The 23,963-nt window shown below is 72.0% G+C and carries 19 protein-coding genes; all 19 read left to right on the plus strand.

The window, feature by feature from the left end; all coding sequences use genetic code 11:
- Nucleotides 1-128 precede the first annotated feature (128 nt).
- The 19 genes from recN (at nt 129) to DFJ67_RS24195 (ending at nt 23,905) form a co-directional block, all read left to right on the plus strand.
- Nucleotides 129-1,835 (plus strand): DNA repair protein RecN, encoded by a 1,707-nt coding sequence (gene recN / locus DFJ67_RS24100; RefSeq protein WP_116070084.1) that lies wholly within the window; start codon nt 129-131, stop codon nt 1,833-1,835.
- 201 nt (nt 1,836-2,036) lie between these two features.
- Nucleotides 2,037-3,218 (plus strand): putative cytokinetic ring protein SteA, encoded by a 1,182-nt coding sequence (gene steA, locus DFJ67_RS24105; RefSeq protein WP_116076599.1) that lies wholly within the window; start codon nt 2,037-2,039, stop codon nt 3,216-3,218.
- A 41-nt stretch (nt 3,219-3,259) separates the two neighbouring features.
- Nucleotides 3,260-4,210, plus strand: a complete 951-nt coding sequence (locus DFJ67_RS24110) for a copper transporter (RefSeq protein WP_116070085.1) — start codon at nt 3,260-3,262, stop codon at nt 4,208-4,210.
- Nucleotides 4,207-5,031: a hypothetical protein gene (locus DFJ67_RS24115; RefSeq protein WP_116070086.1), complete on the plus strand. Its 825-nt coding sequence runs from the start codon at nt 4,207-4,209 to the stop codon at nt 5,029-5,031. Before DFJ67_RS24110 ends, DFJ67_RS24115 begins: the two co-directional genes overlap by 4 nt.
- A 10-nt stretch (nt 5,032-5,041) precedes the next feature.
- Nucleotides 5,042-6,673, plus strand: coding sequence for a murein biosynthesis integral membrane protein MurJ (gene murJ / locus DFJ67_RS24120; RefSeq protein WP_116076600.1), 1,632 nt, complete (start codon nt 5,042-5,044; stop codon nt 6,671-6,673).
- 1,921 nt (nt 6,674-8,594) lie between these two features.
- Complete coding sequence (locus tag DFJ67_RS24130; protein ID WP_116070088.1) at nt 8,595-9,710, plus strand: glycosyltransferase family 4 protein; 1,116 nt, start codon at nt 8,595-8,597, stop codon at nt 9,708-9,710.
- Nucleotides 9,707-11,857: an alkaline phosphatase family protein gene (locus DFJ67_RS24135; RefSeq protein WP_116070089.1), complete on the plus strand. Its 2,151-nt coding sequence runs from the start codon at nt 9,707-9,709 to the stop codon at nt 11,855-11,857. The genes DFJ67_RS24130 and DFJ67_RS24135 overlap by 4 nt, the downstream gene beginning before the upstream one ends.
- Nucleotides 11,858-11,932: 75 nt before the next feature.
- Nucleotides 11,933-13,672: a CTP synthase gene (locus DFJ67_RS24140; RefSeq protein WP_116070090.1), complete on the plus strand. Its 1,740-nt coding sequence runs from the start codon at nt 11,933-11,935 to the stop codon at nt 13,670-13,672.
- On the plus strand, nt 13,669-14,271 hold the full coding sequence (locus DFJ67_RS24145; RefSeq protein WP_239097003.1) for an NUDIX domain-containing protein: 603 nt from the start codon (nt 13,669-13,671) through the stop codon (nt 14,269-14,271). The genes DFJ67_RS24140 and DFJ67_RS24145 overlap by 4 nt, the downstream gene beginning before the upstream one ends.
- 351 nt (nt 14,272-14,622) lie before the next feature.
- Entirely contained in the window at nt 14,623-15,738 is a 1,116-nt protein-coding gene (gene ald, locus DFJ67_RS24150; RefSeq protein WP_116070091.1) for an alanine dehydrogenase, read from the plus strand.
- On the plus strand, nt 15,735-16,718 hold the full coding sequence (locus DFJ67_RS24155) for a site-specific tyrosine recombinase XerD (protein ID WP_116070092.1): 984 nt from the start codon (nt 15,735-15,737) through the stop codon (nt 16,716-16,718). The genes ald and DFJ67_RS24155 overlap by 4 nt, the downstream gene beginning before the upstream one ends.
- Nucleotides 16,719-16,834: 116 nt before the next feature.
- Nucleotides 16,835-17,761, plus strand: a complete 927-nt coding sequence (locus DFJ67_RS24160) for a ParA family protein (RefSeq protein WP_116070093.1) — start codon at nt 16,835-16,837, stop codon at nt 17,759-17,761.
- A gap of 91 nt (nt 17,762-17,852) precedes the next feature.
- Entirely contained in the window at nt 17,853-18,767 is a 915-nt protein-coding gene (locus tag DFJ67_RS24165; RefSeq protein ID WP_409362884.1) for a segregation and condensation protein A, read from the plus strand.
- A 537-nt stretch (nt 18,768-19,304) separates the two neighbouring features.
- On the plus strand, nt 19,305-20,096 hold the full coding sequence (gene scpB / locus DFJ67_RS24170; RefSeq protein WP_239097005.1) for an SMC-Scp complex subunit ScpB: 792 nt from the start codon (nt 19,305-19,307) through the stop codon (nt 20,094-20,096).
- Nucleotides 20,083-20,808 carry a pseudouridine synthase gene (locus DFJ67_RS24175; protein WP_239097002.1) on the plus strand — a complete coding sequence of 242 codons (726 nt, stop codon included), beginning with the start codon at nt 20,083-20,085 and terminating at the stop codon, nt 20,806-20,808. The genes scpB and DFJ67_RS24175 overlap by 14 nt, the downstream gene beginning before the upstream one ends.
- Before the next feature lie 46 nt (nt 20,809-20,854).
- A complete protein-coding gene (cmk, locus tag DFJ67_RS24180) occupies nt 20,855-21,523 on the plus strand; it encodes a (d)CMP kinase (protein ID WP_116070095.1) in 669 nt (222 codons plus the stop codon).
- Between the two features lie 26 nt (nt 21,524-21,549).
- Nucleotides 21,550-22,929 (plus strand): ribosome biogenesis GTPase Der, encoded by a 1,380-nt coding sequence (der, locus tag DFJ67_RS24185; protein ID WP_116076606.1) that lies wholly within the window; start codon nt 21,550-21,552, stop codon nt 22,927-22,929.
- A gap of 11 nt (nt 22,930-22,940) precedes the next feature.
- A complete protein-coding gene (locus tag DFJ67_RS24190) occupies nt 22,941-23,354 on the plus strand; it encodes an OsmC family protein (protein ID WP_116070096.1) in 414 nt (137 codons plus the stop codon).
- Between the two features lie 26 nt (nt 23,355-23,380).
- Nucleotides 23,381-23,905 carry an FUSC family protein gene (locus DFJ67_RS24195; protein WP_116070097.1) on the plus strand — a complete coding sequence of 175 codons (525 nt, stop codon included), beginning with the start codon at nt 23,381-23,383 and terminating at the stop codon, nt 23,903-23,905.
- Nucleotides 23,906-23,963 lie beyond the last annotated feature (58 nt).

Below are 23,963 nucleotides of genomic sequence, written 5' to 3' on the forward strand. Positions count from 1 at the left end.
CGCCAGCCAGAAAAACGGGGGGTGAGCAGTGGACTGCCAAACAGTTTTCCGGAAACGGGGGGACCACTTTCGGCTTCGGGCGGCCACGGCTGGTCAACTGTCGGACCCCGCTACTACTGTCGTGTCCTGTGCTTGAAGAGTTGCGGATTACCGGGCTCGGGGTCATCGACGACTCAACGCTGCCCCTCGCGGGTGGCATGAATGTGATCACCGGTGAGACCGGCGCCGGCAAGACCATGGTGGTCACCGGTCTCGGGCTGCTCTTCGGTGGGCGGGCCGACGCCGGCCGGGTGCGTGCCGACCCCGGCCGTGCCGTCGTCGAGGGGCGGCTGCGGCTGTCCGAGCCGCTCGCGACGACCGTCCACACCCGGGTCAGCGACGCCGGTGCCGAGCCCGACGACGACGGTTCGCTGCTGCTCAGCCGCACCGTCACCGCCGAGGGCCGGTCCCGCGCCCACGTCGGCGGCCGCGCCATGCCGGTCGCCACGCTGTCCGAGATCGGCGAGCAGGTGGTCGCCGTGCACGGCCAGTCCGACCAGCTCCGGCTGCTCCGCCCGGCCGAGCAGCGCGCGGCGCTCGACCGGTTCGCCGGCGCCGACCACGAGAAGCTGCTCGGCGAGATGCGCGAGACCTACACCCGGTGGCGGGCGGTCGCCGACGACCTCGCCGACCGGCGGCGCAACGCGCGCGAGCGCAACCAGGAGGCCGACCTGCTCCGGCTGGGCCTCGACGAGATCACCCGGGTCGACCCGCAGCCCGGCGAAGACGACGACCTCAAGGCCGAGGCACAGCGGCTCGAGCACGCCGAGGGGCTGCGGGTCGCCGCGATCGCGGCCTACCAGGCGGTCGCCGGTGACGGTGCCGACGAGGCGCCCAACGCCACCGGCCTGCTCGGCGCGGCCAAGCGGTCGCTCGAGGGGCAGTCCGGCGTCGACGCCAAGCTCGGCGACCTCGCCGCCCGGCTCGACGAGGCGGCCACCCTGATCGGTGACGTGACGGCCGAGCTGTCGTCCTACCTCGACAGCCTCGACGCCGACCCCGACCGGCTGACGACGATCTACGAGCGGCGGGCCGAGCTGCGGGCGCTGACCCGCAAATACGCCGACGACGTCGACGGGGTGATCGCCTGGGCCGACCGCGCCCGCGGCCGGTTGGGCGAGCTCGACACCTCCGACGACGTGCTCGACGAGCTCGACCGCGAGCGGCAGCGGCTCGAAGAGGAGGTCGCGGCGCTCGCGGCCCGGGTCACCGCGGCCCGCAAAGAGGCCGCCGGGCGCTTCTCCGAGCAGGTCAGCGTCGAGCTCGCCGGGCTCGCGATGCCACACTCCCGGGTCGAGGTCGCGGTGCTGCCCGCCGCCGCCACCAGCGCCGAGGGCGCCGACGACGTCGAGTTGCGGCTGCACGCCCACCCGGGCGCGCCCAGCCTGCCGCTTCAGAAGGGCGCCTCGGGCGGTGAGCTGTCCCGGGTGATGCTCGCGATCGAGGTGGTCTTCGCCGGTGCCGGCGGCCCACCCACGCTGGTCTTCGACGAGGTCGACGCCGGGGTCGGCGGGCGCGCGGCGGTCGAGATCGGCCGCCGGCTGGCCCGGCTCGCCCGCACCCACCAGGTGCTCGTCGTGACCCACCTGCCCCAGGTCGCCGCGTTCGCCGACCGCCACCTGGTGGTCGCCAAAGACACCGGGGGCGCCGTCACCACCAGCGGCGTGCGGGTCGTCGAAGACACCGAGCGGGCCCGCGAGCTGGCCCGCATGCTGGCGGGTTTGCCTGACTCCGATCTGGGTATCGCCCACGCGGAAGAACTGCTCGCGGTGGCGGCCAGGGAACGCCGCAGCTAGCACGGTGTCGTCGCACACCGTGGGCGGTGCAAGGGGGTCGCAGAAGGGCAAGGTGTGACGCGGGCCACCGCCGCGGGTGGCGTTCGCATGGTTCGCTGAGGAGCGGCGCACGTGCCACTTTCGACGCGTGCCGCAGCTAGCACCCCTGCTCAGGCATGTCGCGGACAGAATTAGTTCGCCGGACATGCCAGGATGGTCACGATGCGTCTACCCACCTTGCGCCGGACCCGGAGCGCCGAACCGGGCACAATCACCGGCACCGCGCGCCTCGACCGCCGGACCAAGCGTCTGGTCGGCCGGTTGCGGCCGGGCGATGTCGCCGTCATCGACCACGTCGACCTCGACCGGGTGGCCGCCGACTCCCTCGTGGCGGTCGGTGTCACCGCGGTGCTCAACGCCAAGCCCTCGATCTCCGGCCGCTACCCCAATCTCGGCCCGGAAGTCCTGGTCAAGGCCGGCATCCCGTTGATCGACGATCTTGGGGAAGGCGTCTTCCAGCAGATCCGCGAGGGCGAGGCGCTGCGGATCGACGGCAACACCGTGTTCGTGGGCGGTGAGCCGATCGCACACGGCACCCGGCAGGACACCGACACCGTCGCCAAGTCGATGTCGGATGCCCGCGAGGGGCTGTCGGTGCAGCTCGAGGCGTTCGCCGCCAACACGATGGAATACCTCAAGCAGGAGCGCGACCTGCTCCTCGACGGGGTCGGGGTGCCCGAGGTCGAGACCAGCATCGCCGGGCGTCATTGCCTGATCGTGGTGCGGGGCTACGAATACAAGGACGATCTCGACGTGCTCCGCCCGTACATCCGTGAGTTCAAACCGGTGTTGATCGGTGTCGACGGCGGTGCCGACGCGCTGGTCGAGGCCGGTTACACCCCCGACATGATCATCGGCGACATGGACTCGGTCACCGACGACGTGCTCCGCTGCGGTGCCGAGGTGATCGTCCACGCCTACCCCGACGGGCGCGCCCCGGGCCTGGCCCGGGTGCACCAGCTCGGGCTCTCCGCACTGACCTTCCCGGCCGCGGCGACCAGCGAAGACGTCGCCATGCTGCTGGCCGACGAGAAGGGCGCCACCCTCATCGTCGCGGTGGGCACCCACAACAACCTGATCGAGTTCCTCGACAAGGGGCGCGGCGGGATGGCCTCCACGTTCCTCACCCGCCTCAAGGTCGGTGGCAAGGTGGTCGACGCCAAGGGCGTCAGCCGCCTCTACCGGCAGAGCATCTCCGGCTCTTCGTTGCTGTTGTTGGTGCTCAGCGCGGTTTCCGCCATGGCTTCGGCAGTGGCCGTCTCCACTGTGGGGAAGGCCTATCTCGGTGTGCTTTCCGAGTGGTGGAACAATTTGGTCTTCCAACTGGGACAGCTCTTCAGCTAAGGGCGGGGCGTTCCCGACCGAATCAGAAGGCATACATAAGCGTGATCAATTTCCGGTACCACGTGGTGTCACTCACCGCGGTGTTCCTCGCACTGGCCATCGGCCTGGTCGTCGGCACCGCGGCGCTCAACGGCCCGGTCGCCGACTCGCTCAACCAGCGTGTCTCCGAGCTGCGCAAGGACAACACCCAGCTACGGGACTCGGTCTCCAGCCTTCAGGAAGAGGTCAAGCGAGAGGAAGACTTCGCGGCCGAGATGTCGCAGGTCGTCCTCCCCGGCCGGCTCACCGGTCGCAAGATCCTCATGGTCACCCTGCCGAGCGGCCGTGACCAGGCCGACCCGGTCCGCCAGATGCTGACCACCGCGGGCGCGACGGTCACCGGCCGGATCGACATGCAGGACTCGTTCTTCGTGCCCGACAACGCCCAGGAGCTGCTCTACCTGGCCTCGTCGGCCGCACAGCCGACGATCCCGGCCACCGGGCTGCCGAGCAACAGCGACGGGGTGGAGACGGCGAGCGCGCTGCTGGCCAGCGCGGTCCTCGACCGCGCACCGGGCACGGCGCCGCCCAGCGCCGCCGACCTGACCGCGCTGCTGACGGCCTACGAGAAGGCCAAATACATCAGCTACTCCGACGCGGGCAAGGACAAGGTCACCGAGCCGGCCCAGGCCGTGGTGATCGTGACCGGGCTGCCCTACGTCGACAAGGAGTCGGCCCAGAAAGACCAGGCCGTCGTGACGATGGTCAGCCAGTTCGACAAGATGGGCGCGGTCGTGGTGGCCGGCAACGGCGCCAGCGACGGCAACGTGGTCGCGGCGGTCCGCGGCGACGGCGCGCTGGTCAAGACCATCAGCACGGTCGACAACGCCAACACCACCCAGGGCCAGGTCGTCACCGCCCTGGCCACGGCCGAGATGGTCAACCAGGGCAAGGCGGGGCAATACGGCCTCGGCGCCGGCGCCGGCTCGATGATGCCGCAGCAGCCGCAATGAGTAGCCGCTCGCTCGCCCTCGCCACCATCGGCAGCCTGACCGCCCGGGCGGTCCTGCGCGGCCTGGCCGCTCGCACTGAGCTCGATCGCACCAACTTCCGCGGCGACACGGTCACCCTGGCGGCCGGTCCGGCGCTGGCCGTCGGCGCCTCGGCCAGCGCGGCGGTCGGCGCGGGCAGCGTGCCCGCCGCCGGTGCGGCCCTGGTGGCCGGGCTCGGCTCGGGCGCGGTCGGCTTCTACGACGACGTGGTCGGCGGTCGGCCGGAGCACAAGGCCAAGGGCTTCAAGGGCCACCTGGGCGCGCTCCGCGAGGGCCGGGTGACCAGCGGTTTCGTCAAGATCGCCGGGGTGGGCGCGGCGGCGCTGGCGGCCAGTGCGCTGCTCGCTGTCGACCGTCCGCGGCGGGGCCGGTTCGGCACGGTGGTCGACGTCGCGCTCGGCGCGGGCGTGATCGCCGGCAGCGCCAACCTGTTCAACCTGCTCGACCTGCGCCCGGGGCGGGCCATCAAGGCCGGCGCGCTCGTCGCCGCCCCGCTGGCGGTCGGCTCGTCGCGCGACCTGGTGGCCGGTCCACTCGGTGCCGCCGCCGGTGTCCTCCCCGACGACCTGGGCGAGCGGGCGATGCTCGGCGATGCCGGCGCCAACGCGTTCGGCGCGCTGCTCGGGGTGGCCCTGGCCGCCCGCACCGGTGCTGTGGGAAGGGCCGCGCTACTGGCCGGCCTGGCGGGCCTGACCGCGGCGAGCGAAAAGGTCAGCTTCACCCAGGTCATCCAGCGGACGCCGGTGCTGCGCGAGCTCGACGCGCTCGGACGCCGCCCCTGACCACGTGAGCGTGACCACCCCTCCCAGCACCGCCACTCCCGACGGCCCACCCCCGGCCGCCGGTGGTTCGCGCGTAGCCCGGTCCGCCGGCCTGATCGGCGGGCTCACCGTGCTGAGCCGGGTGGCCGGCTTCGGGCGTACCGCCGTGCTCGCGTTCTGTGTCGGTTCCACCCTGCTCGGCAGCGCCTACGTCACGGCCAACACGGTCCCCAACATCATCTTCGAGATCGTCGCGGGCGGCGCCCTGGCGGCCCTGGTCGTCCCCCTGCTGGCCGGGGCGGTATCGCTCGGCGACCGGCGCACCGAAACCGCCACCGTCTCCGCGCTGCTCACCTGGACGCTCGCGGTGCTCGTGCCCCTCGCGGCCGTGGTGGCGGTGCTGGCCGGCCCGATCATCGACGCCCTGGCATCGAACCCACCCGCCGCCGCCCGCGACGCCGGTGTGCTGATGCTGCGGGTCTTCGCACCCCAACTGCCGCTCTACGGGGTCGGCATCGTGCTGACCGGCGTGCTCCAGGCCCACCGCCGCTTCGCCTGGCCGGTGCTCGCACCCCTGATGTCGAGCGTGGTGGTGGCGGCGTCCTACGGTGTCTTCGCGGCGGTCGAGGGCGCCCGGGCCGACGTGCCCGAGGTCGGCGTAGGCGGCCAACTCATCCTGGCGGTCGGCACCACCCTCGGCGTGGTCGTGCTGTCGCTGTGCCTGGTGATCCCGGTCCGCCGCCTCGGCGTCCGCCTCCGGCCGAGCTTCCGGTTCCCGCCCGACGCGGGCCGCTCGGCGCTGCGCCTGGCCAGCGCCGGGGTGGTCACGGTGGGCCTGCAACAGATCGCGGTGGTGGTCACGCTCCGCCTGGCCAACCAGGGCCCCGAGGGCACGGTGGTGGTCTTCACCGTGGCCCAGGCGGTCTACCTGCTGCCCTGGGCGATCCTGGCGGTGCCGGTGGCGACGGCGGCCTACCCGGCGCTGGCTACGGCACACAGCACGGGGGACGACTCTGGTTACCGAACCCGGCTCGCTCCGGCCGCCCGTGGTGTGTTGCTGCTGAGCTGCCTCGGGGCCGCCGCCTTGTTCGCGGTGGCTGAGCCGGTGGCCGGATTCTTCGCGTTGTCGGGCCTGGGTGGGGCGGTGGCCGGGTTCGCGCCCGGGTTGATCGGCTACGGGCTGTTCGCGATGCTGACCCGCGCCCTGTACGCCCGAGGCCTGCCCCGCCCAGCCGCCACCGCGACGGCGATCGGCTGGGCCACGGTGTCGGTGGCGGCGATCGCGCTCGCGGCCGGGCTGGCCAACGACCGCCGCCTGCTCGCCCTGACGCTGGCTAACTCCATCGGCATGCTGGTCCTGGGCGCGCTGCTGGTGCTGACCGTCCACCGCCGGGCCGGCGCGGCGGCGCTGGCCGGGTTCTCTCGTTCCCTGCTCGTCGGCCTGACGGCGGGGGCGGCTGCGGCGGGCGCGGGGTGGGCGGTGGCCAACGCCCTGAGCGGCGGCAGCGTGGCGAGCAAGCCGGACGCCCTCTGGCACGGCGCGGTGGCCGCGGTCGTCGTGGTGGTGGTCTTCCTGGTCGTTGCGTATCCGCTCGACCGACACGACATCCGGCCAGCGATCGACGCGGTCGGCCGCCGGATCCGCCGCCACCGGCCCGCATGAGTCGGGACGGGCAGCCGTAGCCGGCCCGTGGCCGGCAGCGCGGCTGGCGGTAGATCCGGCGGCGTGCCCGGCGGCCGGGCCGGCGGTAGATCCGGCGGCGCGGTTGGGGGCAGATCCGGCGGCGTGCCCGGCGGCCTGGCCGGCGGCAGATCCGGCGGCGCGGTTGGGGGCAGATCCGGCGGCGTGGCCGGCGGTAGATCCGGCGGCGTGCCCGACGGCAGATCCGGCGGCGCGGTGGGCGGCAGATCCGGCGGCGTGGCCGGCGGATCCGGCGGCGCGGTGGGCGGTAGATCCGGCGGCGTGCCCGACGGCAGATCCGGCGGCGCGGTGGGCGGCAGATCCGGCGGCGTGGCCGGCGGTAGATCCGGCGGCGTGCCCGACGGCAGATCCGGCGGCGCGGTGGGCGGCAGATCCGGCGGCGTGGCCGGCGGATCCGGCGGCGCGGTGGGCGGTAGATCCGGCGGCGTGGCCGGCGGATCCGGCGGCGCGGCCGGGATAGGCCGTGCCCTGGCAGCCAACTCCCGGGCAGGAAGCCGCCTCTACGAACCCCGCGGTGTGGGTGGCCCGGTTGCTGGCGGGGGAGGGTTGCCGCCGGTGATCACCCGGCCGGGACCAGACGCCAGCAACCACCGGCGGTCCGGACCTGAGACCCGAGGGGTTCTGCGGTAGCGGCGCCACAGGCAGAGGCCTGTCCTCGCTTGACGGCGTCCCAAGATCGCCGACCTCCGCGGCTTCGAGGCCCGTGCGGCGAGATCTAGGTAAATGGATGTAGCTATAGCTACATCCATTTACCTAGATCTCCGACGGACGGCTCGCCGTCGGCGTGTCGGCCGCGCGTGTCGGCCTTTCGCCGACGCGAACGCAACCTTGCTGAACAGCGCCACTCAGCACCAGGAAGATGGGCGTCTTTCACCACGCGCCGCCAGGTAGGGCAGGCGACAGCCTTCCCCCCGGTTGGATGACGGGCCAGATCGCGGCGGTGGCTGTGGCGGTCCGTGGTGGGGTGGCGGGCGCGCGGTGCTGGACCAGGGTGGTGGCTGCTGCCGTGCGTGGTCGGGTGGCGGGTCGGCCGTGGGGGACTACAGCCATGGCTGCGGCCGTCCGTGGTTGGGGCGGCAGGCCGGGCGGTGTCGGACCTCCCGGCCGTCCGTGGTTGTGCGGCGGGCCGGGCGGTGTCGGACCTCCCGGCCGTCCGTGGTTGTGCGGCGGGCCGGGCGGGTTCCGGGCCACCCGGCCGTCCGTGGTTGTGCGGCGGGCCGGGCGGGTTCCGGGCCACCCGGCCGTCCGTGGTTGTGCGGCGGGCCGGGCGTTTCGGGCCACCCGCCGTCCGCGGTTGGGCGGCGAGCCGGGCGGTTCCGGACCTCCCGGCCGTCCGTGGTTGGGCGGCGGGCCGGGCGTTGCCGGACCACGGTGGTGGCCGTAGCCAACCGTGTTGGGCCGTGGCCGTCGCCATCTGCCGACGACCGCCGTCACTCCGCGAAGGACAACACCCCTCCTTGCTCTGCACCCGTATACGCACCGCTTGAACGATCGTTCAAGCGGGGCCTGGATGGCAGCAGAGCAAGGAGAAACCCCAGAGCCGGACCCGTGGTCCAAGCAACATCGAGGCAACCCAAACAACCGTTCAAGTGGTGCCTATAAGGGTGCAGAGCAAGCAGATTCATCCTAGGATGCCTTACGGGGTGTGTTGGCCACCACGAGACAGTTAGGCGTCGATGGGGTGGGTCCACTTCGTCCCGGCCCGAGGGCATCACCGAGAATGAACTCCACGCGGCGCGGGAGTGACTGAAGACCGACAGGCGTCCGGTGGACCGGCTGCATCGGCACCGGCGGTGGTCAAGGTGCCGATAGCATCGCCGCACGACCCGGGTGGCCGCGCCGGGCCGGGATCGCGGCGCACACGGGGGAGGGGGTTAGTGGCGTGACCGACGCCGAACGGGGGAACCACTGGGCCGGCTCTGTCTGCCTCGTGCTGGCCTCCAGCACCGGTGGTGTGGGCCAACACCTCACCTCGCTCGTCCGCGGGCTCATCGCCGGTGGCGCCACCGTGACCGTCGCCGGGCCGGCCGCCACCGAGGAGCACTTCCGCTTCACCGACGCGGGCGCCGCTCGGTTCGTGCCGGTCGAGATCCCGCCCAATCCCACCCTCAACGACGGCCGGGCCGTGGGTGCGCTGCGCAAGGCGCTGGCCGGCGACGTCGACATGGTGCACGCGCACGGGCTGCGCGCCGGGCTGGTCGCCGTCCTCGCCAAGCCCCGCCAGCCGCTGGCCGTCACCTGGCACAACGCGGTGCTCGCCCGTAGGCTGCGCGGCTACGCCTCCCGGCTGGCCGAGCGGATGGTCGCCCGCAACGCCGACGTCTGCCTCGGTGCCTCCGAAGACCTCGTCGAGCGGGCCCGGGCCCTCGGCGCCCGCGATGCCCGGCTCGCTCCGGTCGCCGCGCCGGAGCTTCCTGAGCCCAGAAGGGGGCGCGCCGCCGTCCGGGCCGAGTTCGGCCTGCACCGGGACCAGGCCGTGGTGCTCTCGGTCGGCAGGCTGCACCCGCAGAAGCGCTACGACGTGCTGGTCGAGGCCGCCGCCACCTGGCGTGACATCCGGCCCATCCCGGCCGTGCTGGTCGCCGGGTCCGGGCCGGCCTACCTGCCCCTGGCCGCCGCCATCTCCGCGGCGCACGCCCCGATCACCCTGCTTGGCCACCGCAATGACATCGCCGACCTGCTCGAAGCGGCCGATGTGGCCGTCGTGACCAGTGACTGGGAGGCCCGGCAGCTGTTCGCGCAGGAGGCGCTGCGCGCCGGTGTGCCGCTGGTCGCCACCGCCGTCGGTGGGCTGCCTGACCTGGTCGGCGACGCGGCGCTGCTGGTTCCGCCGGGTAACGTCGCGGCCGTGTCGGAAGCCGTGCGGGACCTGCTGGGTGACGAGGCCAAGCGGGCCGAATACCGGGCGCGCGGGTTCCAGCGCGCCAAGACGTGGCCGACCGAGGCCGCCACTGTCGCTCAGCTCAGCGCGATCTACGCAGAGTTCGCGCCGACATGATCCGCCGGCTCACCCCGTACCTCCTCGTGGTCCTGTCCCTTGCCGGCGGTCTGGCCGCGCTCTCGATGCGCCCCGCAACCGCCGCGGAGGTCAAGCGGTCCGCGGACTATGTGGTGCTGGTGGGCATTCCGGGGCTGCGCTGGGAAGACGTCACCGAGAAGGGCACGCCCAACCTGTGGCGGCTGGCCGAGCACGGCTCGATCGGGTCGCTGTCGGTGCGTTCGGCGCTCAAGCCGACCTGCCCGGTCGACGGCTGGCTGACCCTCGGCGCAGGCAACTTCGCCGGGTGGAAGCGGACCACGCCGGTCAGCGGTGCCTGCCCGCCGCTCAACGTCGACGTGCAGCGGCCCGACAAGATCGGCGCGTTCCTGCCCGACCTCGACCGGCAGGCCGTGCAATACAACCAGCAGACGCTGACCTGGGGCGCCGTGCCGGGCGCGCTGCCCGAGTCGGTGCGCTGCACCGTTGCCGTCGGTCCCGGCGCCGCGGTCGCGGCCGCGCGGCCCTACGGGCGGGTCGACACCTACCAGCCCGAGCTGCCGGCCGACCCGAAGAAGCTGCTCAGCCAGTGCACGCTCAGCATGGTTGACCTGGGGTCGGTGAGCGGCGACGACAAGACGATCAGGCAGACCGCGGCTGCCCGCGCCGACGCGACCCTTGCCCGAGTGCTCGCCGCCCGCCCTGACAACTCGCTCGTCATGGTCGCCGGGCTGGCCGACACCGACCAGGCCAGCCGGTTGCACGTGGCGATCGCTGACGGGCCGGGCTGGGACGGCGGCTGGCTGACCTCGCCGAGCACCGGGCGCGACGGCTATGTGCAGCTCGTCGACCTGGCGCCAACCGCGCTGGCCACGCTCAATCGGCCGCTGCCGGAGCGGCTGTTCGTGGGCCAGGCGGCAACCTCGGTGCCGGGCCGGCCGGCGGAGCTGCCCGACGCGGTGACCTTCCCGGCCGACGCCGACCGGGAGGCCGGGGCCCAGAAGAACGTCGCGACCTGGTTCTTCGGCATCCTCGCCGCGGTGCAACTGGGGCTGGCGATCACCGTGTTGCCGCTGTTGCGGCGGGCCCGCCGGCATGTCGGCGAGGACCAGACCGTCCGCAAGCCGATCACCGACACCGTCGAGATCCTGCTGGTGGCCTCCGCCCTGGCGATACCGGCGGCCCTGATCGCCGATCTGGTCCCCTGGTGGCGGGGCGGCCACCCCGGCTACCTGTTCGCCGCCGTGGTGGTCTTCGTGCTCGCCGTCGGCACGGCCGTGGTGCGGCTGGCGCCCTCCTTCCGGCGCACCCTCGGGCCGGTCTCGATGGTGGTCACCGTCGCCGGCGCGGTGGTCGGCCTCGACCTGCTGACCGGCGGCACGCTCCAGCTCAACGGCGTGGCCGGCTACTCGGTCCTGGAGGGCAACCGCTACTCCGGGGTCGGCACGGTCGGTCTTGGGGTGTTCATCACCGGTGTCCTGCTCGGTGCCGGCTCGCTGGCCCAGCGGTTCGCCCGGCCGTGGCGACCGCTCGTCGTGGTGGTGGTCGGCGGCATCGGCGTGCTGCTGGTCGGCAGCCCCTACCTGGGCTCCGACCCGATCGGCGCGGTCGCGCTGACCGCCGGTGTGTGTATCGCCACAGCGCTGAGCACCGGCGGCTGGCTGACCCTCGGGCGGCTGGCGGCGGCGTCGGTGGCCGGTGTCGCGGTGACCGCGGCGTTCTCCTGGATCGAGATGCGCCGGCCGGCCGGGGAGCGGGGCAGCCTGGGCCGGTTCGTCGAGGCGCTCGGCGACGGCACCGGCGGCACCACCCTGCAACGCACCAGCAAGGCCAGCCTGGACGCGCTGGCCGGCAGCCCCTTGACGCTGCTCGCCCTGGTCGGAGCCGCCTTGCTGTGGCTGGCTTTGCTGCGCAACTGGGGTGGGCTGCGCCGGGCGTACGGGCTCTACCCCTCGGTCCGGGCCGGCGCGGTCGGTGTCGGGGTGGCCGTGCTGCTCGGCGGCGTCCTCGGCGGGACCGGACTCGACCTGGCCGGCGCGGCCGCCGCAGTCGCGGTGCCGATGGCCGCATTGACCGCTCTACGGGTGCTCGACCACGCGAGCGACTTCACCCGACCGCCGGAAGAGCCGGCGTCGGTCGAGGTCGCGAAGGGTGTCGGCGCGGCGTGACCATGAGGACGTGTTACCGTGGAGACCCGTGGATCGCATGATCTCGACCTTGACAAACGACCACGGGAGCAGGCCTTGGCCCCTTCAGGACGGCTGACCAAACACATCTTCGTTACCGGGGGTGTCGCCTCCTCGCTCGGCAAGGGCCTCACCGCCTCCAGCCTCGGCAATCTGCTGAGCGCTCGCGGCCTGCGGGTCGTGATGCAGAAGCTGGACCCCTACCTCAACGTCGACCCCGGAACGATGAACCCGTTCCAGCACGGTGAGGTCTTCGTCACCGACGACGGCGCGGAGACCGACCTCGATGTCGGCCACTACGAGCGTTTCCTCGACCGCGACCTGTCGGGGAAGGCCAACGTCACCACCGGGCAGGTCTACTCGGCGGTGATCGCCAAGGAGCGGCGCGGCGAATACCTGGGCGACACCGTTCAGGTGATCCCGCACATCACCAACGAGATCAAGTCGCGGATCCGGGCGATGGGCGACCCCGACGACGAGGGCCGCACCCCCGACGTGGTGATCACCGAGGTGGGCGGCACGGTCGGCGACATCGAGTCGCTGCCCTTCCTGGAGGCGATCCGTCAGGTCCGCCACGAGGTGGGCCGCGACAACTGCTTCTACCTGCACGTCTCGCTGGTGCCCTACCTGGCGCCGTCGGGCGAGCTGAAGACCAAGCCGACCCAGCACTCGGTCGCGGCGCTGCGCAACATCGGTATCCAGCCCGACGCGCTGGTCTGCCGCTCCGACCGGGAGATCCCGGAGAAGCTCAAGCACAAGCTGTCGCTCTACTGCGACGTCGACCGCGAGGCGGTCATCGCCGCGCCCGACGCGCCGAGCATCTACGACATCCCGAAGGTGCTGCACCGCGAGGGTCTGGACGCTTATGTCGTACGCCGTCTCGGGCTCTCGTTCCGTGACGTCGACTGGGCGAAGTGGGACGACCTGCTGGAGCGGGTGCACCACCCCAAGCACACGGTGACCGTCGCGATCGTCGGCAAGTATGTCGACCTGCCCGACGCCTACCTGTCGGTGACCGAGGCGGTCCGCGCGGCCGGCTTCCACCACCGGTCCCGGGTGGAGATCCGCTGGGTGCCCAGCGACGAGTGCACCACCCCGGCGGGTGCGGCGGCCGCGCTGGCCGGCGTCGACGGCGTGGTGATCCCGGGTGGCTTCGGCGTCCGGGGCATCGAGGGCAAGATCGGTGCGGCGCACTTCGCCCGGGAGAACGGCATCCCGACGCTGGGCCTGTGCCTGGGCCTTCAGTGCATGACGATCGACGTGGCCCGCGACCTGTCCGGCCTCGCCGACGCCAACTCGCTGGAGTTCGACGAGACCGCCGGCCACCCGGTGATCGCGACGATGGCCGACCAGGAGCAGATCGTCGCCGGCAAGGGTGACCTGGGCGGCACGATGCGGCTGGGTGCCTACCCGGCCCTGCTCGCACCGGGTTCGCTGGTCGCCGAGGCCTACGGCACCACCGAGGTCTCCGAGCGGCACCGCCACCGCTACGAGGTCAACAACGCCTACCGCGACGCGCTCACCAAGGCCGGCCTGCAGATCAGCGGCACCTCGCCGGACGGCCGGCTGGTCGAGTTCGTCGAGCTAGACCGCGAGCTGCACCCGTTCTTCGTGGCGACGCAGGCGCACCCCGAGCTCAAGAGCCGCCCGACCCGGCCGCACCCGCTGTTCGCGGCGTTCGTGAAGGCGGCGGTCGCCTACTCGCTCGCCGACCAGCTCCCGGTCGACCAGCTCGCGGAGGCAACCGACCACGAGCCCGAGCTGGCCAGCAACGGCAGCGCGCCGGCCTCGTCGTGAGCTCGGTGCACGCGTACGCCGTACTCGATCGGGTCGAGCGGTTTCATGGTCCGATCTTCAGCGTGGTCACCGACCGGGTCAGCATGCCCGGCGGTGGCCAGGCCGACCGCGACTATGTGCGGCACGTCGGCGCCGTCGGCGTGGTTCCGCTCGACGACGACGGCCGGGTGTTGCTGGTGCGGCAATACCGGCACCCGATCGGCAAGGTCCTCTGGGAGCTGCCGGCCGGCCTCGTCGACGTGGCCGGCGAGCCGCCGCCGGACACCGCGCGGCGCGAGCTGGCCGAGGAGGCCGACCTGCGCTGCGAGCGGCTCGACCTGCTGCTCGACCTGCACACCTCGCCCGGTTTCTCCGACGAGCTGATCCGGCTGTTCCTCGCCCGCGGGCTGTCCGCGGTCCCCGAGGCCGACCGGTTCGAGCGCTCCGACGAGGAGGCTGAGCTGACCGTCACCTGGGTGCCGCTGGACGAGGCGGTTGCCATGGTGTTCCGCGGCGAGATCACCAACGCGGCCGCGGTGGCCGGGGTGCTCGGCGCCGCCCGGGCCCGTGACGAGGAGTGGCGCCCGCTGCGCGACCCGGAGACCCCGCTGGTGCGTTGAACCGCCCGATAGTCCCGGCCGGCGCTCGACGAGCCGGCCGGGTCGGGCGGCGATCGGCTCGAGCACCTGCCGGGCGTGCGATGGGCCACGGGTGTCGGTGGCCGCGCCCGGCACAGTGAGCGAGACCGGCTGTCGATCGACGCCCCGCTGTGTCTCCCGTCGCACCACCCGCCTCGTGCGCACCAGCCGTCGGGCCGGCCGTGTGTGCTGATCAGGGGCGGCGGGCAATACTGAATGCGCGTCCGCGCGAGGTAGCAGCGTGCCCGTGACCCGGGAGCCCTAGACTCGCCGCCGACGCGATGACCGCCCTGTCAACGGTGACCGGGCGACCGCGGGAGAGAAGGTGTCAATGTGAAGGTCGGAATCCCACGCGAGGTGAAGAACCACGAGTACCGCGTGGCGATCACCCCGGCAGGCGTCCACGAGTTCGTCCGCGCCGGGCACGAGGTCTTCGTCGAAACCGGTGCCGGTCTCGGCTCGTCGATCACCGACGGCGAGTTCGCCGCCGCGGGCGCCACGATCCTGCCCGGCCCCGACGAGGTCTGGGGCAGCGCCGATCTGGTGCTCAAGGTCAAGGAGCCGATCGCCGAGGAACACCACCGGATGCGACCGGGCCAGGTGCTCTTCACCTACCTGCACCTCGCGGCCTCCAAGGAGTGCACCGACGCGCTGATCGACCGCAAGGTCACCGGCATCGCCTACGAGACCGTCGAGACGGCCGACCGCGCGCTTCCGCTGCTGGCCCCGATGTCTGAGGTGGCCGGCCGGCTGGCACCGCAGGTCGGCGCCTACACGCTGATGCGGCAGGGCGGCGGGCGCGGCATCCTGATGGGCGGCGTGTCCGGTGTGTATGCCGCCAAGGTCGTCGTGATCGGCGCCGGCGTCTCCGGCATGAACGCGGCCGCGATAGCGCTCGGCATGCAGGCCGAGGTGCTGCTGCTCGACCGCAACATCAACAAGTTGCGCCAGGCCGACGCGATCTACCAGGGGCACCTCCAGACCGTCGCTTCCAACGCGTACGAGGTCGAACGCGCTGTCCTCGACGCCGACATGGTGATCGGCGCGGTGCTGGTGCCCGGCGCCAAGGCACCGACGCTGATCTCCAACGAGCTGGTCAGCCGGATGAAGCCCGGCAGCGTGCTGGTCGACATCTCGATCGACCAGGGCGGCTGCTTCGAAGACTCGCGCCCGACCACGCACGCGGACCCGACCTACAAGGTCCACGAGTCGATGTTCTACTGCGTGGCCAACATGCCCGGCGCGGTCCCGCACACCAGCACCTACGCGCTGACCAACGTCACGCTGCCCTACGCGTTGGAGCTGGCCAACCGTGGCTGGCGCGACGCGCTGCGCCGCGACCCGGCCCTCGCGCTGGGTCTGAACACCTTCGACGGCCAGGTCACCTACGGCCCGGTCGCCGAGGCGCACGGCATGAAGCACCTGCCGCTGGCCGAGGTCCTCGCCTGACCGGGGCGGCCGCGAAGCCCGGCGCCGGTGACGCTCCTCCCGAGCCGTCACCGGCGCTGCGCCGTGCGGTCCGCACCTACCTCGACCACCTCACCGTCGAGCGGGGGCTGTCCGGCAACACGCTCGCGTCGTACCGTCGCGATCTGGATCGTTATCTGGTCACGCTCGCCGCTCGTGGGGTCGACGATCTCGCGGCGACCACGTCGGCCGAGATCGCCGGCCATGTCGCCGCGCTGCGCGACGGCGACGAGCGGCACCCGCCGTTGTCGGCGGCGTCCGCGGCCAGGGCCACCTCGGCGGTGCGCGGGCTGCATCGTTTCGCGGTACGCGAGGGCCTGGCCACCGACGACGCGAGCCGCGACGTGAAACCGCCGAGCCTGCCCCGCCGCCTGCCCAAGGCGCTCGAGGTCGACGAGGTGCTGCGGCTGCTCGAGTCGGTGGCCGGCGACAGCCCGCTCGAACTGCGCGACCGGGCCCTGCTGGAGTTTCTCTACGGCACCGGGTCACGGATCTCCGAGGCCGTCGGCGCGGCCGTCGACGACCTCGACCTGGAAGCCGGCGCGGTCACCCTGCACGGCAAGGGCGGCCGTACCCGCATCGTGCCCGTCGGTGGTTATGCCCGCGCGGCGTTGGAGGCCTACCTGGTGCGGGCGCGGCCGCTGTTGATGGCGGCCGGTCGGGGTGGGCCCGAGGTGTTCCGCAACGCCCGCGGCGGTCCACTGTCGCGGCAGAGCGCGTGGTCGATCCTGCGCCGCGCGGCCAGCGCCGCGGGACTGCCGGTCGAGGGCTCCCGGGCGGTCTCGCCGCACACCCTGCGGCACTCCTACGCCACCCATCTGCTCGACGGCGGTGCCGATGTGCGGGTGGTGCAGGAACTGCTCGGGCACGCGTCCGTGACCACGACCCAGGTATATACGTTGGTCACAGTGGAGCGGTTGCGTGAGGTCTACGCCACAGCCCACCCGCGGGCGCATAGCTGACACCCGCGTCATGGCGTGTCGACACGCCGATATGGTGCACCCGAGGCTGGTGGGACGTGGCGTACAGTCGGGGCTCCGGCGTTGGGGACGCTCGTCGGGAGGGGGTTGGCAGGGACATGGCTGGCAATGATCGTGCCGAGACATGGACGTCGCAGCTCCGCGAGCAGCAGTCGTCGCTCGATCTCGGTGCCGACCTGGGCCCGGCCGACCCGGCCGCCTACACGATGCGCAAACCGATCCCCGAGCCGATGCCCACCGATCGGCACGGCCCGGCGCGGATCATCGCGCTGGCCAACCAGAAGGGCGGCGTCGGCAAGACGACGTCGACCATCAACCTCGGCGCGGCCCTGGCCGAATACGGCCGCCGCGTGCTGCTCGTCGACTTCGACCCGCAGGGCGCGCTGTCGGTGGGCCTGGGCGTCAACCCGCACAACCTCGACCTGTCGGTCTACAACCTGCTGATGCAGGACGACGTCGAGGCCGAAGACGTGCTGATCAAGACCGACGTCGCCGGGCTGCACCTGCTGCCCGCCAACATCGACCTGTCGGCCGCCGAGATCCAGCTCGTCAACGAGGTCGCCCGCGAGATGGCGCTGGCCCGGGTGCTGCGGTCGGTGCGCAAGGAATACGACTACATCCTGATCGACTGCCAGCCGTCGCTCGGCCTGCTCGCGATCAACGCGCTGACCGTCGCGCACGGGGTGCTGATCCCGCTGGAATGTGAGTTCTTCAGCCTCCGCGGCGTCGCGCTGCTGCTCGACACCATCGACAAGGTGCGCGAGCGGCTCAACTTCGACCTCGAGCTCGAAGGCATCCTGGCGACCATGTATGACAGCCGCACCACCCACTGCCGCCAGGTGCTCCAACGGGTGGTCGAGGCGTTCGGCGACAAGGTCTACCAGACCGTGATCACCAAGACGGTCAAGTTCCCCGAGTCGACCGTGGCCGGTGCGCCGATCACCACCCTCGACCCGGCGTCGTCCGGTGCCCGCAACTACCGCCAGCTCGCCCGAGAGGTCATCGCCCAACAGGCGGAGCGCTGATCTTTTTGTCCCACCGGCCCGGGCCGGTGCTGATGGTGCGGGTGAGGTGGGCGTGAACGTCGCCGTTCCGGCGGTGGACTACGGTCGAACGGTGAGTGAACCACCCGGTGCGGCCGTGCCGTCACCCGTCGTCGTCGAGGGATCGGTCCCAGCCGATGCCCTGGCGCCCGACGCCGCGCCGGCGACCGGCTTCACCGTGCGGCTGGCCAACTTCACCGGCCCGTTCGACCTGCTGCTGAACCTCATTGGCAAGCACAAGCTCGACGTCACCGAGGTGTCGCTGAGCCAGGTCACCGACGAGTTCATCGCCTACATCCGCGCGATGGGCGACGACTGGCCGCTCGACGAGACCAGCGAGTTCCTGGTGGTGGCCGCGACCCTGCTCGACCTGAAGGCGGCCCGGCTGCTGCCCGCCGCCCAGGTCGAGAACGAAGAGGACCTGGCCCTGCTGGAGGCCCGCGACCTGCTGTTCGCGCGGCTCCTGCAATACAAGGCGTTCAAAGAGGCGGCCGCGCACATCTCGATGCTCGAGCAGGAGGGCGCCCGCCGCTATCCGCGGGCGGTCTCGCTGGAGCCGCGATACGCGGAAGCGCTGCCCGAGCTGGTCCTCGGCATCGGCCCCGAGCGGTTGCTGAAGCTGGCGATCAGGGCGATGACCCCGAAGGCCGCCCCGCCGACGGTGTCGATCGCGCACATCCACGACGTCAAGGTCAGCGTGCGCGAACACGCGATCCTGTTGCGCGACCGGATCCGCCGCTCCGGCACGGCGACGTTCCGGGTGCTGACCATCGACTGCGAGAGCACCCTCGAAGTGGTCGCCCGGTTCCTGGCGCTGCTGGAGCTCTACCGCGAAAACCTGATCGGCTTCGAACAGGTCCAGGCATTGGGCGAGCTAACGATCCGCTGGATCGGCGGCGACGCCGTCGGCGAGATCAAGGTCGACGAATACGCGGGTACGCCGGAGAAGCCGGCCGAAGACGCCCCCGCCGACCCGGTTAAGGAGTAGCAAGTGAGCGAGCGCAGCGGCGCCGACGCGGGCCGCGAGTCGTCCCTGGCCGAACAGGCAGCGGCCTGGATCCCACCCTGGGACCGCGCCCGCCCCACCACGCCAGCCACCGACGACCCCGCCCCGGCTGCGGAGGCCGAGGCCGCCGACCAGGCGGCCGAGGGCGAGCCGGGGCTGGCCGACGAAACCGGCCTGGCCGACGACGTCGAGCCGGGCGACGAGGCGGGCCTAGCCGACGAGGCGGGGCTCGCCGAAGACGTTGAGCCTGCCGGCGAAGCCGGGTTGGGCGACGACGAGGTCGAGCCCGCCGTCGAGGCCGGCTTCGTCGGTGATGTTGAACTCGCGGGGGAGCCCGACGAGGCCGACCGGGCCGTCGACGAAGCTGGATTGGCCGACGAGGCCGGCCTGGCCGATGACGTCGAGCCCGACCTGGCCCCGGAGGTCGAGCCGTTCGGCACCACGGACCGGGTCGCCGGCGGTGACGTCGACCTGGCCGCCGAGGCCAAGGCCGAGTTGGCCGCCGAGGCCGAGACGATCATGGCGGCCGACGCCGTCGGTCAGGCCGAGGAGCAGGATCCCGAGCTCGCGGCCGAGCTCTCCGAGGCGCCCGCCGACGCGGACCTGGTCGACCTCACGTCGGAGGCCGACCCCGGGAGCGAGGGCGGCAGTGCGGCCGACGTCGCCGGTCCCGCCCCGGTGCGCGTATCCGATGCGGATGGGGAACCGACCGCGGCGGCCGACCAGGCCGCGCTTACCGGCCCGGACGAAGATCCCCCCACGATCGATGAGGATGAGTTGCGGGCTGCTCTTGAGGCGATCATGTTGGTCGTCGACGAGCCGGTCCAGGAGATCGTGCTGGCGCAGGTCCTGGAGCAGCCGACCGACCGGGTGACGGCGGCCCTGGAGGCGATCTCGGCGGGCTACACCGAGCAGGGGCACGGGTTCGAGCTGCGCCGGGCCGCTGGTGGGTGGCGGCTCTACACGCGCCCGCGCTATGCGGCCTACGTCGAACGGTTCGTGCTCGACGGGCAGTCGGTCCGGCTGACCCAGGCCGCGCTGGAGACGCTCGCGGTGATCGCCTACAAGCAGCCGGTCACCCGGGCGCGGATCTCGGCCATCCGGGGCGTCAACTGTGACGGCGTGGTGCGTACGCTTACCTCGCGCGGTCTGATCGAAGAGACCGGCACGGAGCCCGAAACGGGCGCGTACCTTTACCGGACGACGACGCTGTTTCTGGAGAAGCTCGGCCTCGACACGGTCGACCAGCTTCCCGACCTGGCGCCGTTCCTTCCTGATGACGTCGACGAGGTGGCTGATGGCGAACGCTGAGCGCCTGCAAAAGGTGCTGGCCAGCGCCGGTGTGGGCTCCCGCCGCGCGTGTGAAGACCTGATTTTCCGGGGTCGGGTGACGGTCGACGGCAAGGTCGCCCAGCTCGGCGACAAGGTCGACGCCCACAAGGCGGAGATCTACGTCGACGGGCAGCGGGTGATCGCCGACGAGAATCTGGTCTACCTGGCGCTCAACAAGCCCCGCGGGGTCGTCTCGACGATGGCCGACGAGAAGGGGCGCACCGCGCTCCTGGAGTTTCTCGACCGGGTCGACCAGCGGGTCTACCACGTCGGCCGGCTCGACACCGACAGCGAGGGCCTGCTGCTGCTGACCAACGACGGCACCCTGGCGCACAAGCTGATGCACCCGTCCTACGAGGTGCCCAAGACCTACGTGTGTGAGGTCCCCGGCCCGCTGCCCCGCGCGGTCGGCCGTCAGCTGTTGGCCGGGGTCGAGCTCGAAGACGGGCTCGCCAAGGTCGACAAGTTCCGGCTGATCGATGCGTTCGGGCGGTCGGCCCAGATCGAGATCGTGATCCACGAGGGGCGCAACCGGATCGTGCGGCGGATGCTCGACGAGGTCGGGCACCCGGTCAACCGGCTCGTGCGCACCGCCATCGGGCCGATCCGGCTCGGCGACCTCAAGCCGGGGCGCACCAGGCGCCTCACCAATGCCGAGGTCGCGGCCCTGTTCAAGGCCGTCGCCGACTGATTCTGCGGACCAGGCAGAATAGGTGTCGACGGCGCGAGGAGGAACGGTGGCAGACGAGTTGGCTAACGGTCGGTGTGTGGTGGCCGTAGACGGCCCGTCGGGTTCCGGCAAATCCACTGTTTCCCGGCGGCTGGCGTCCGCGTTGGGTGCGCAATACCTCGACACGGGCGCCATGTATCGGGCGGTGACCTGGGCGGTCCTGCGCTACGGGGTCGATCTCGGCGATGTCGAGGGAGTGGCCAAAGTGGCGGGCGGGCTCGACCTGGTGATCGGCACCGATCCGGCGGCGCCGCACGTGCGCGCCGACGACGTCGATGTCGACGCCGACATCCGCGGTCCCGAGGTGACCGCCGCGGTCTCGGCCGTGGCCGCCGTGCCGGCGGTCCGGCAGCTCCTGGTGGCCCGGCAGCGCGAGCTGATCGAGGCGGCCGGGCGGATCGTGGTCGAGGGGCGTGACATCGGTGCGGTCGTGGCGCCCGACGCCGACCTCAAGGTCTACCTGACCGCCTCGCACGACGCCCGGGCCCAGCGCCGGTCGTTGGAGACCGCCGCGTCGGTCGACGACACCGCGGCCGACCTGCTGCGCCGTGACACGCTCGACTCGACCCGGGCGGTCGACCCGCTTCAGCAGGCGCCCGACGCCGTGGTGCTCGACACCACCGCGATGGGCATCGACGACGTTGTCGCGCGGTTGCGCGCCATGGTGACGGCATGACGGCCTCCTTCCCGGAACTTTCCGACATGTCCGACATGTCGGATGTGCGGGTGGAAGACACCGGCCCCGTTCCGATCGTCGCCGTCGTCGGTCGGCCCAACGTCGGCAAGTCCACTCTGGTCAACCGGATCATCGGCCGGCGGCAGGCCGTGGTCGAAGACACCCCGGGCGTGACTCGCGACCGGGTGCCCTACGACGCCCAGTGGAACGGCCGGCAGTTCACCGTCGTCGACACCGGCGGCTGGGAGCCCGACGCCCGCGACCGGGCCAAGGCGATCGCGATGCAGGCCGAGATCGCCGTGCAGACCGCCGACGTGGTGCTGTTCGTGGTCGACGCGATGGTCGGCTCGACCGACGTCGACGAGGCCGCGGTGAAGATGCTGCGCCGCAGCAACAAGCCGGTGATCCTGGTCGCCAACAAGGCCGACAACAACGCGATCGAGATGGAAGCGGTCTCGCTCTGGGGCCTGGGCCTCGGCGAGCCGCAGGTGGTCTCCGCGCTGCACGGCCGCGGCTCCGGCGACCTGCTCGACACGATCCTGGCCGCGATGCCGGCCCCGGCGCCGAAGATCGTCGAAGACGGGCCGCGCGGCCCGCGCCGGGTGGCCCTGGTCGGCCGCCCCAACGTCGGCAAGTCGTCGCTGCTCAACAAGCTGGCCAAGGAGGAGCGCGCGGTCGTCGACGCGGTCGCGGGCACCACCGTCGACCCGGTCGACTCGCTGGTCAAGATCGGCGGCGAGACCTGGCAACTGGTCGACACCGCCGGGCTGCGCAAGCGGGTCAGCCACGCGAGCGGCACCGAATATTACGCGTCGCTGCGCACCGCCGGCGCGATCGAGGCCGCCGAGGTCGCGTGCGTGCTGCTCGACGCCGCCGAGCCGATCAGCGAGCAGGACCAGCGGGTCCTGACGATGGTCGTCGAGGCCGGGCGGGCCCTGGTCATCGCGTTCAACAAGTGGGACCTGGTCGACGAGGACCGCCGCTACTACCTCGACAAAGAGATCGACCGCGAGCTCAAGCGCATCCCGTGGGCGATCCGGGTCAACATCTCGGCCAAGACCGGCCGCGCGGTCGACAAGCTGGCCCCGGCGCTGCGCAAGGCGCTGGAGTCCTGGGAGACCCGGGTGCCGACCGGCCAGCTCAACCAGTGGCTGGCCGCGCTGGTGCAGGAGACCCCGCACCCGGTCCGCGGCGGGCGGGCACCGCGGGTGCTCTTCGCCACCCAGGCGGGCACCCGGCCGCCGCGCTTCGTGCTCTTCACCACGGGTCTGCTAGACGCGGGCTACCAGCGTTTCATCGAGCGCCGGCTGCGCGAGGAGTTCGGCTTCGAGGGCAGCCCGATCTCGGTCACGGTCAAGCCCCGCAAGAAGGTCGGCCCGGGTGGCCGGGGCAAAGCCCACGGGTAGAAGATCAACACATGGGTTTTCACGTAACGGTCGAGCGCACCGATGACGGGGGCTATGTCGCCCGCAACGGGCGCGGCGGCGAGATCCGCTTCGGCACCTCGGAGGGTGACGACTTCACCCCGGTCGAGTTGCTCCTGGCCGCGCTCGGCGGCTGCAACATCGTCACCGTCGAGCCGCTGACCGCCCAGCGCGGGCACCGCCTGGCCAAGCTGGCCGCCGACCTCCAGGCGGAGAAGCTCAAGCCCAACAAGCTCGGACCGATCACCATGACCTACGACGTGCTGCTGCCCGCCGACGACGCCGAGGCCGAGCCGGTCTTCCGCGCCGTCGCCGAGCGGGTGCACGAGCGCTACTGCACGGTCAGCACCGCCCTACGCGAGCAGACCACAGTAGACGTGGAGATCCCGGAAACCCTGACCTCGTAACGGCTGCCGGCGGTAGCCTGCGGGGCATGCGCCCGCTGACACCGTCGCAGGTGCGGGTGGCGATCGCCGAGAGTGTGGTCCTCGGCCTGTCCAGCGTGCTGGCCTTCTGGCTGACCAGCGACGTGCTGGCCCGGGTCTACTTCGACAGCCGTGACAGCGACCTGCTGGGCGGCATGTGGGCGGCGCTGTCGACGATCTTCGTCAGCCGGGCCACGTTCCGGGAGAGCTACACCGCCGGCATCTCCCGGATGTCGGCCACCCTGATCAGCTTCGTGATCTGCCTGATCTACCTGATCTTCCTCCCGTTCCACCTGTGGGCGTTCGGGCTGCTGATCGGCATCTCGGGGGCGGTCGGCCTGCTGCTGGGCCGGCCCGGCGACGCGACCACGGCGGCGATCACCACGGCCGTGGTGCTGGTGGTGTCGGCGATCAGCCCGGTGGCACCGTGGCAACAGCCGATCCTGCGCCTCGCCGACACCGTGATCGGCGTGATCATCGGCGTGATCACCGCCTGGCTGTCGCTAAAGCTGATCCACCCGCGGCTCCGATAGCCAGATCACACCTGGTCGCCGTGCCACCCGCGCGATGCTGGACATGGTCCACACGCTA

It is taken from the genome of Asanoa ferruginea, assembly GCF_003387075.1.
In the GTDB taxonomy this organism is placed as follows: Bacteria; Actinomycetota; Actinomycetes; order Mycobacteriales; family Micromonosporaceae; genus Asanoa; species Asanoa ferruginea.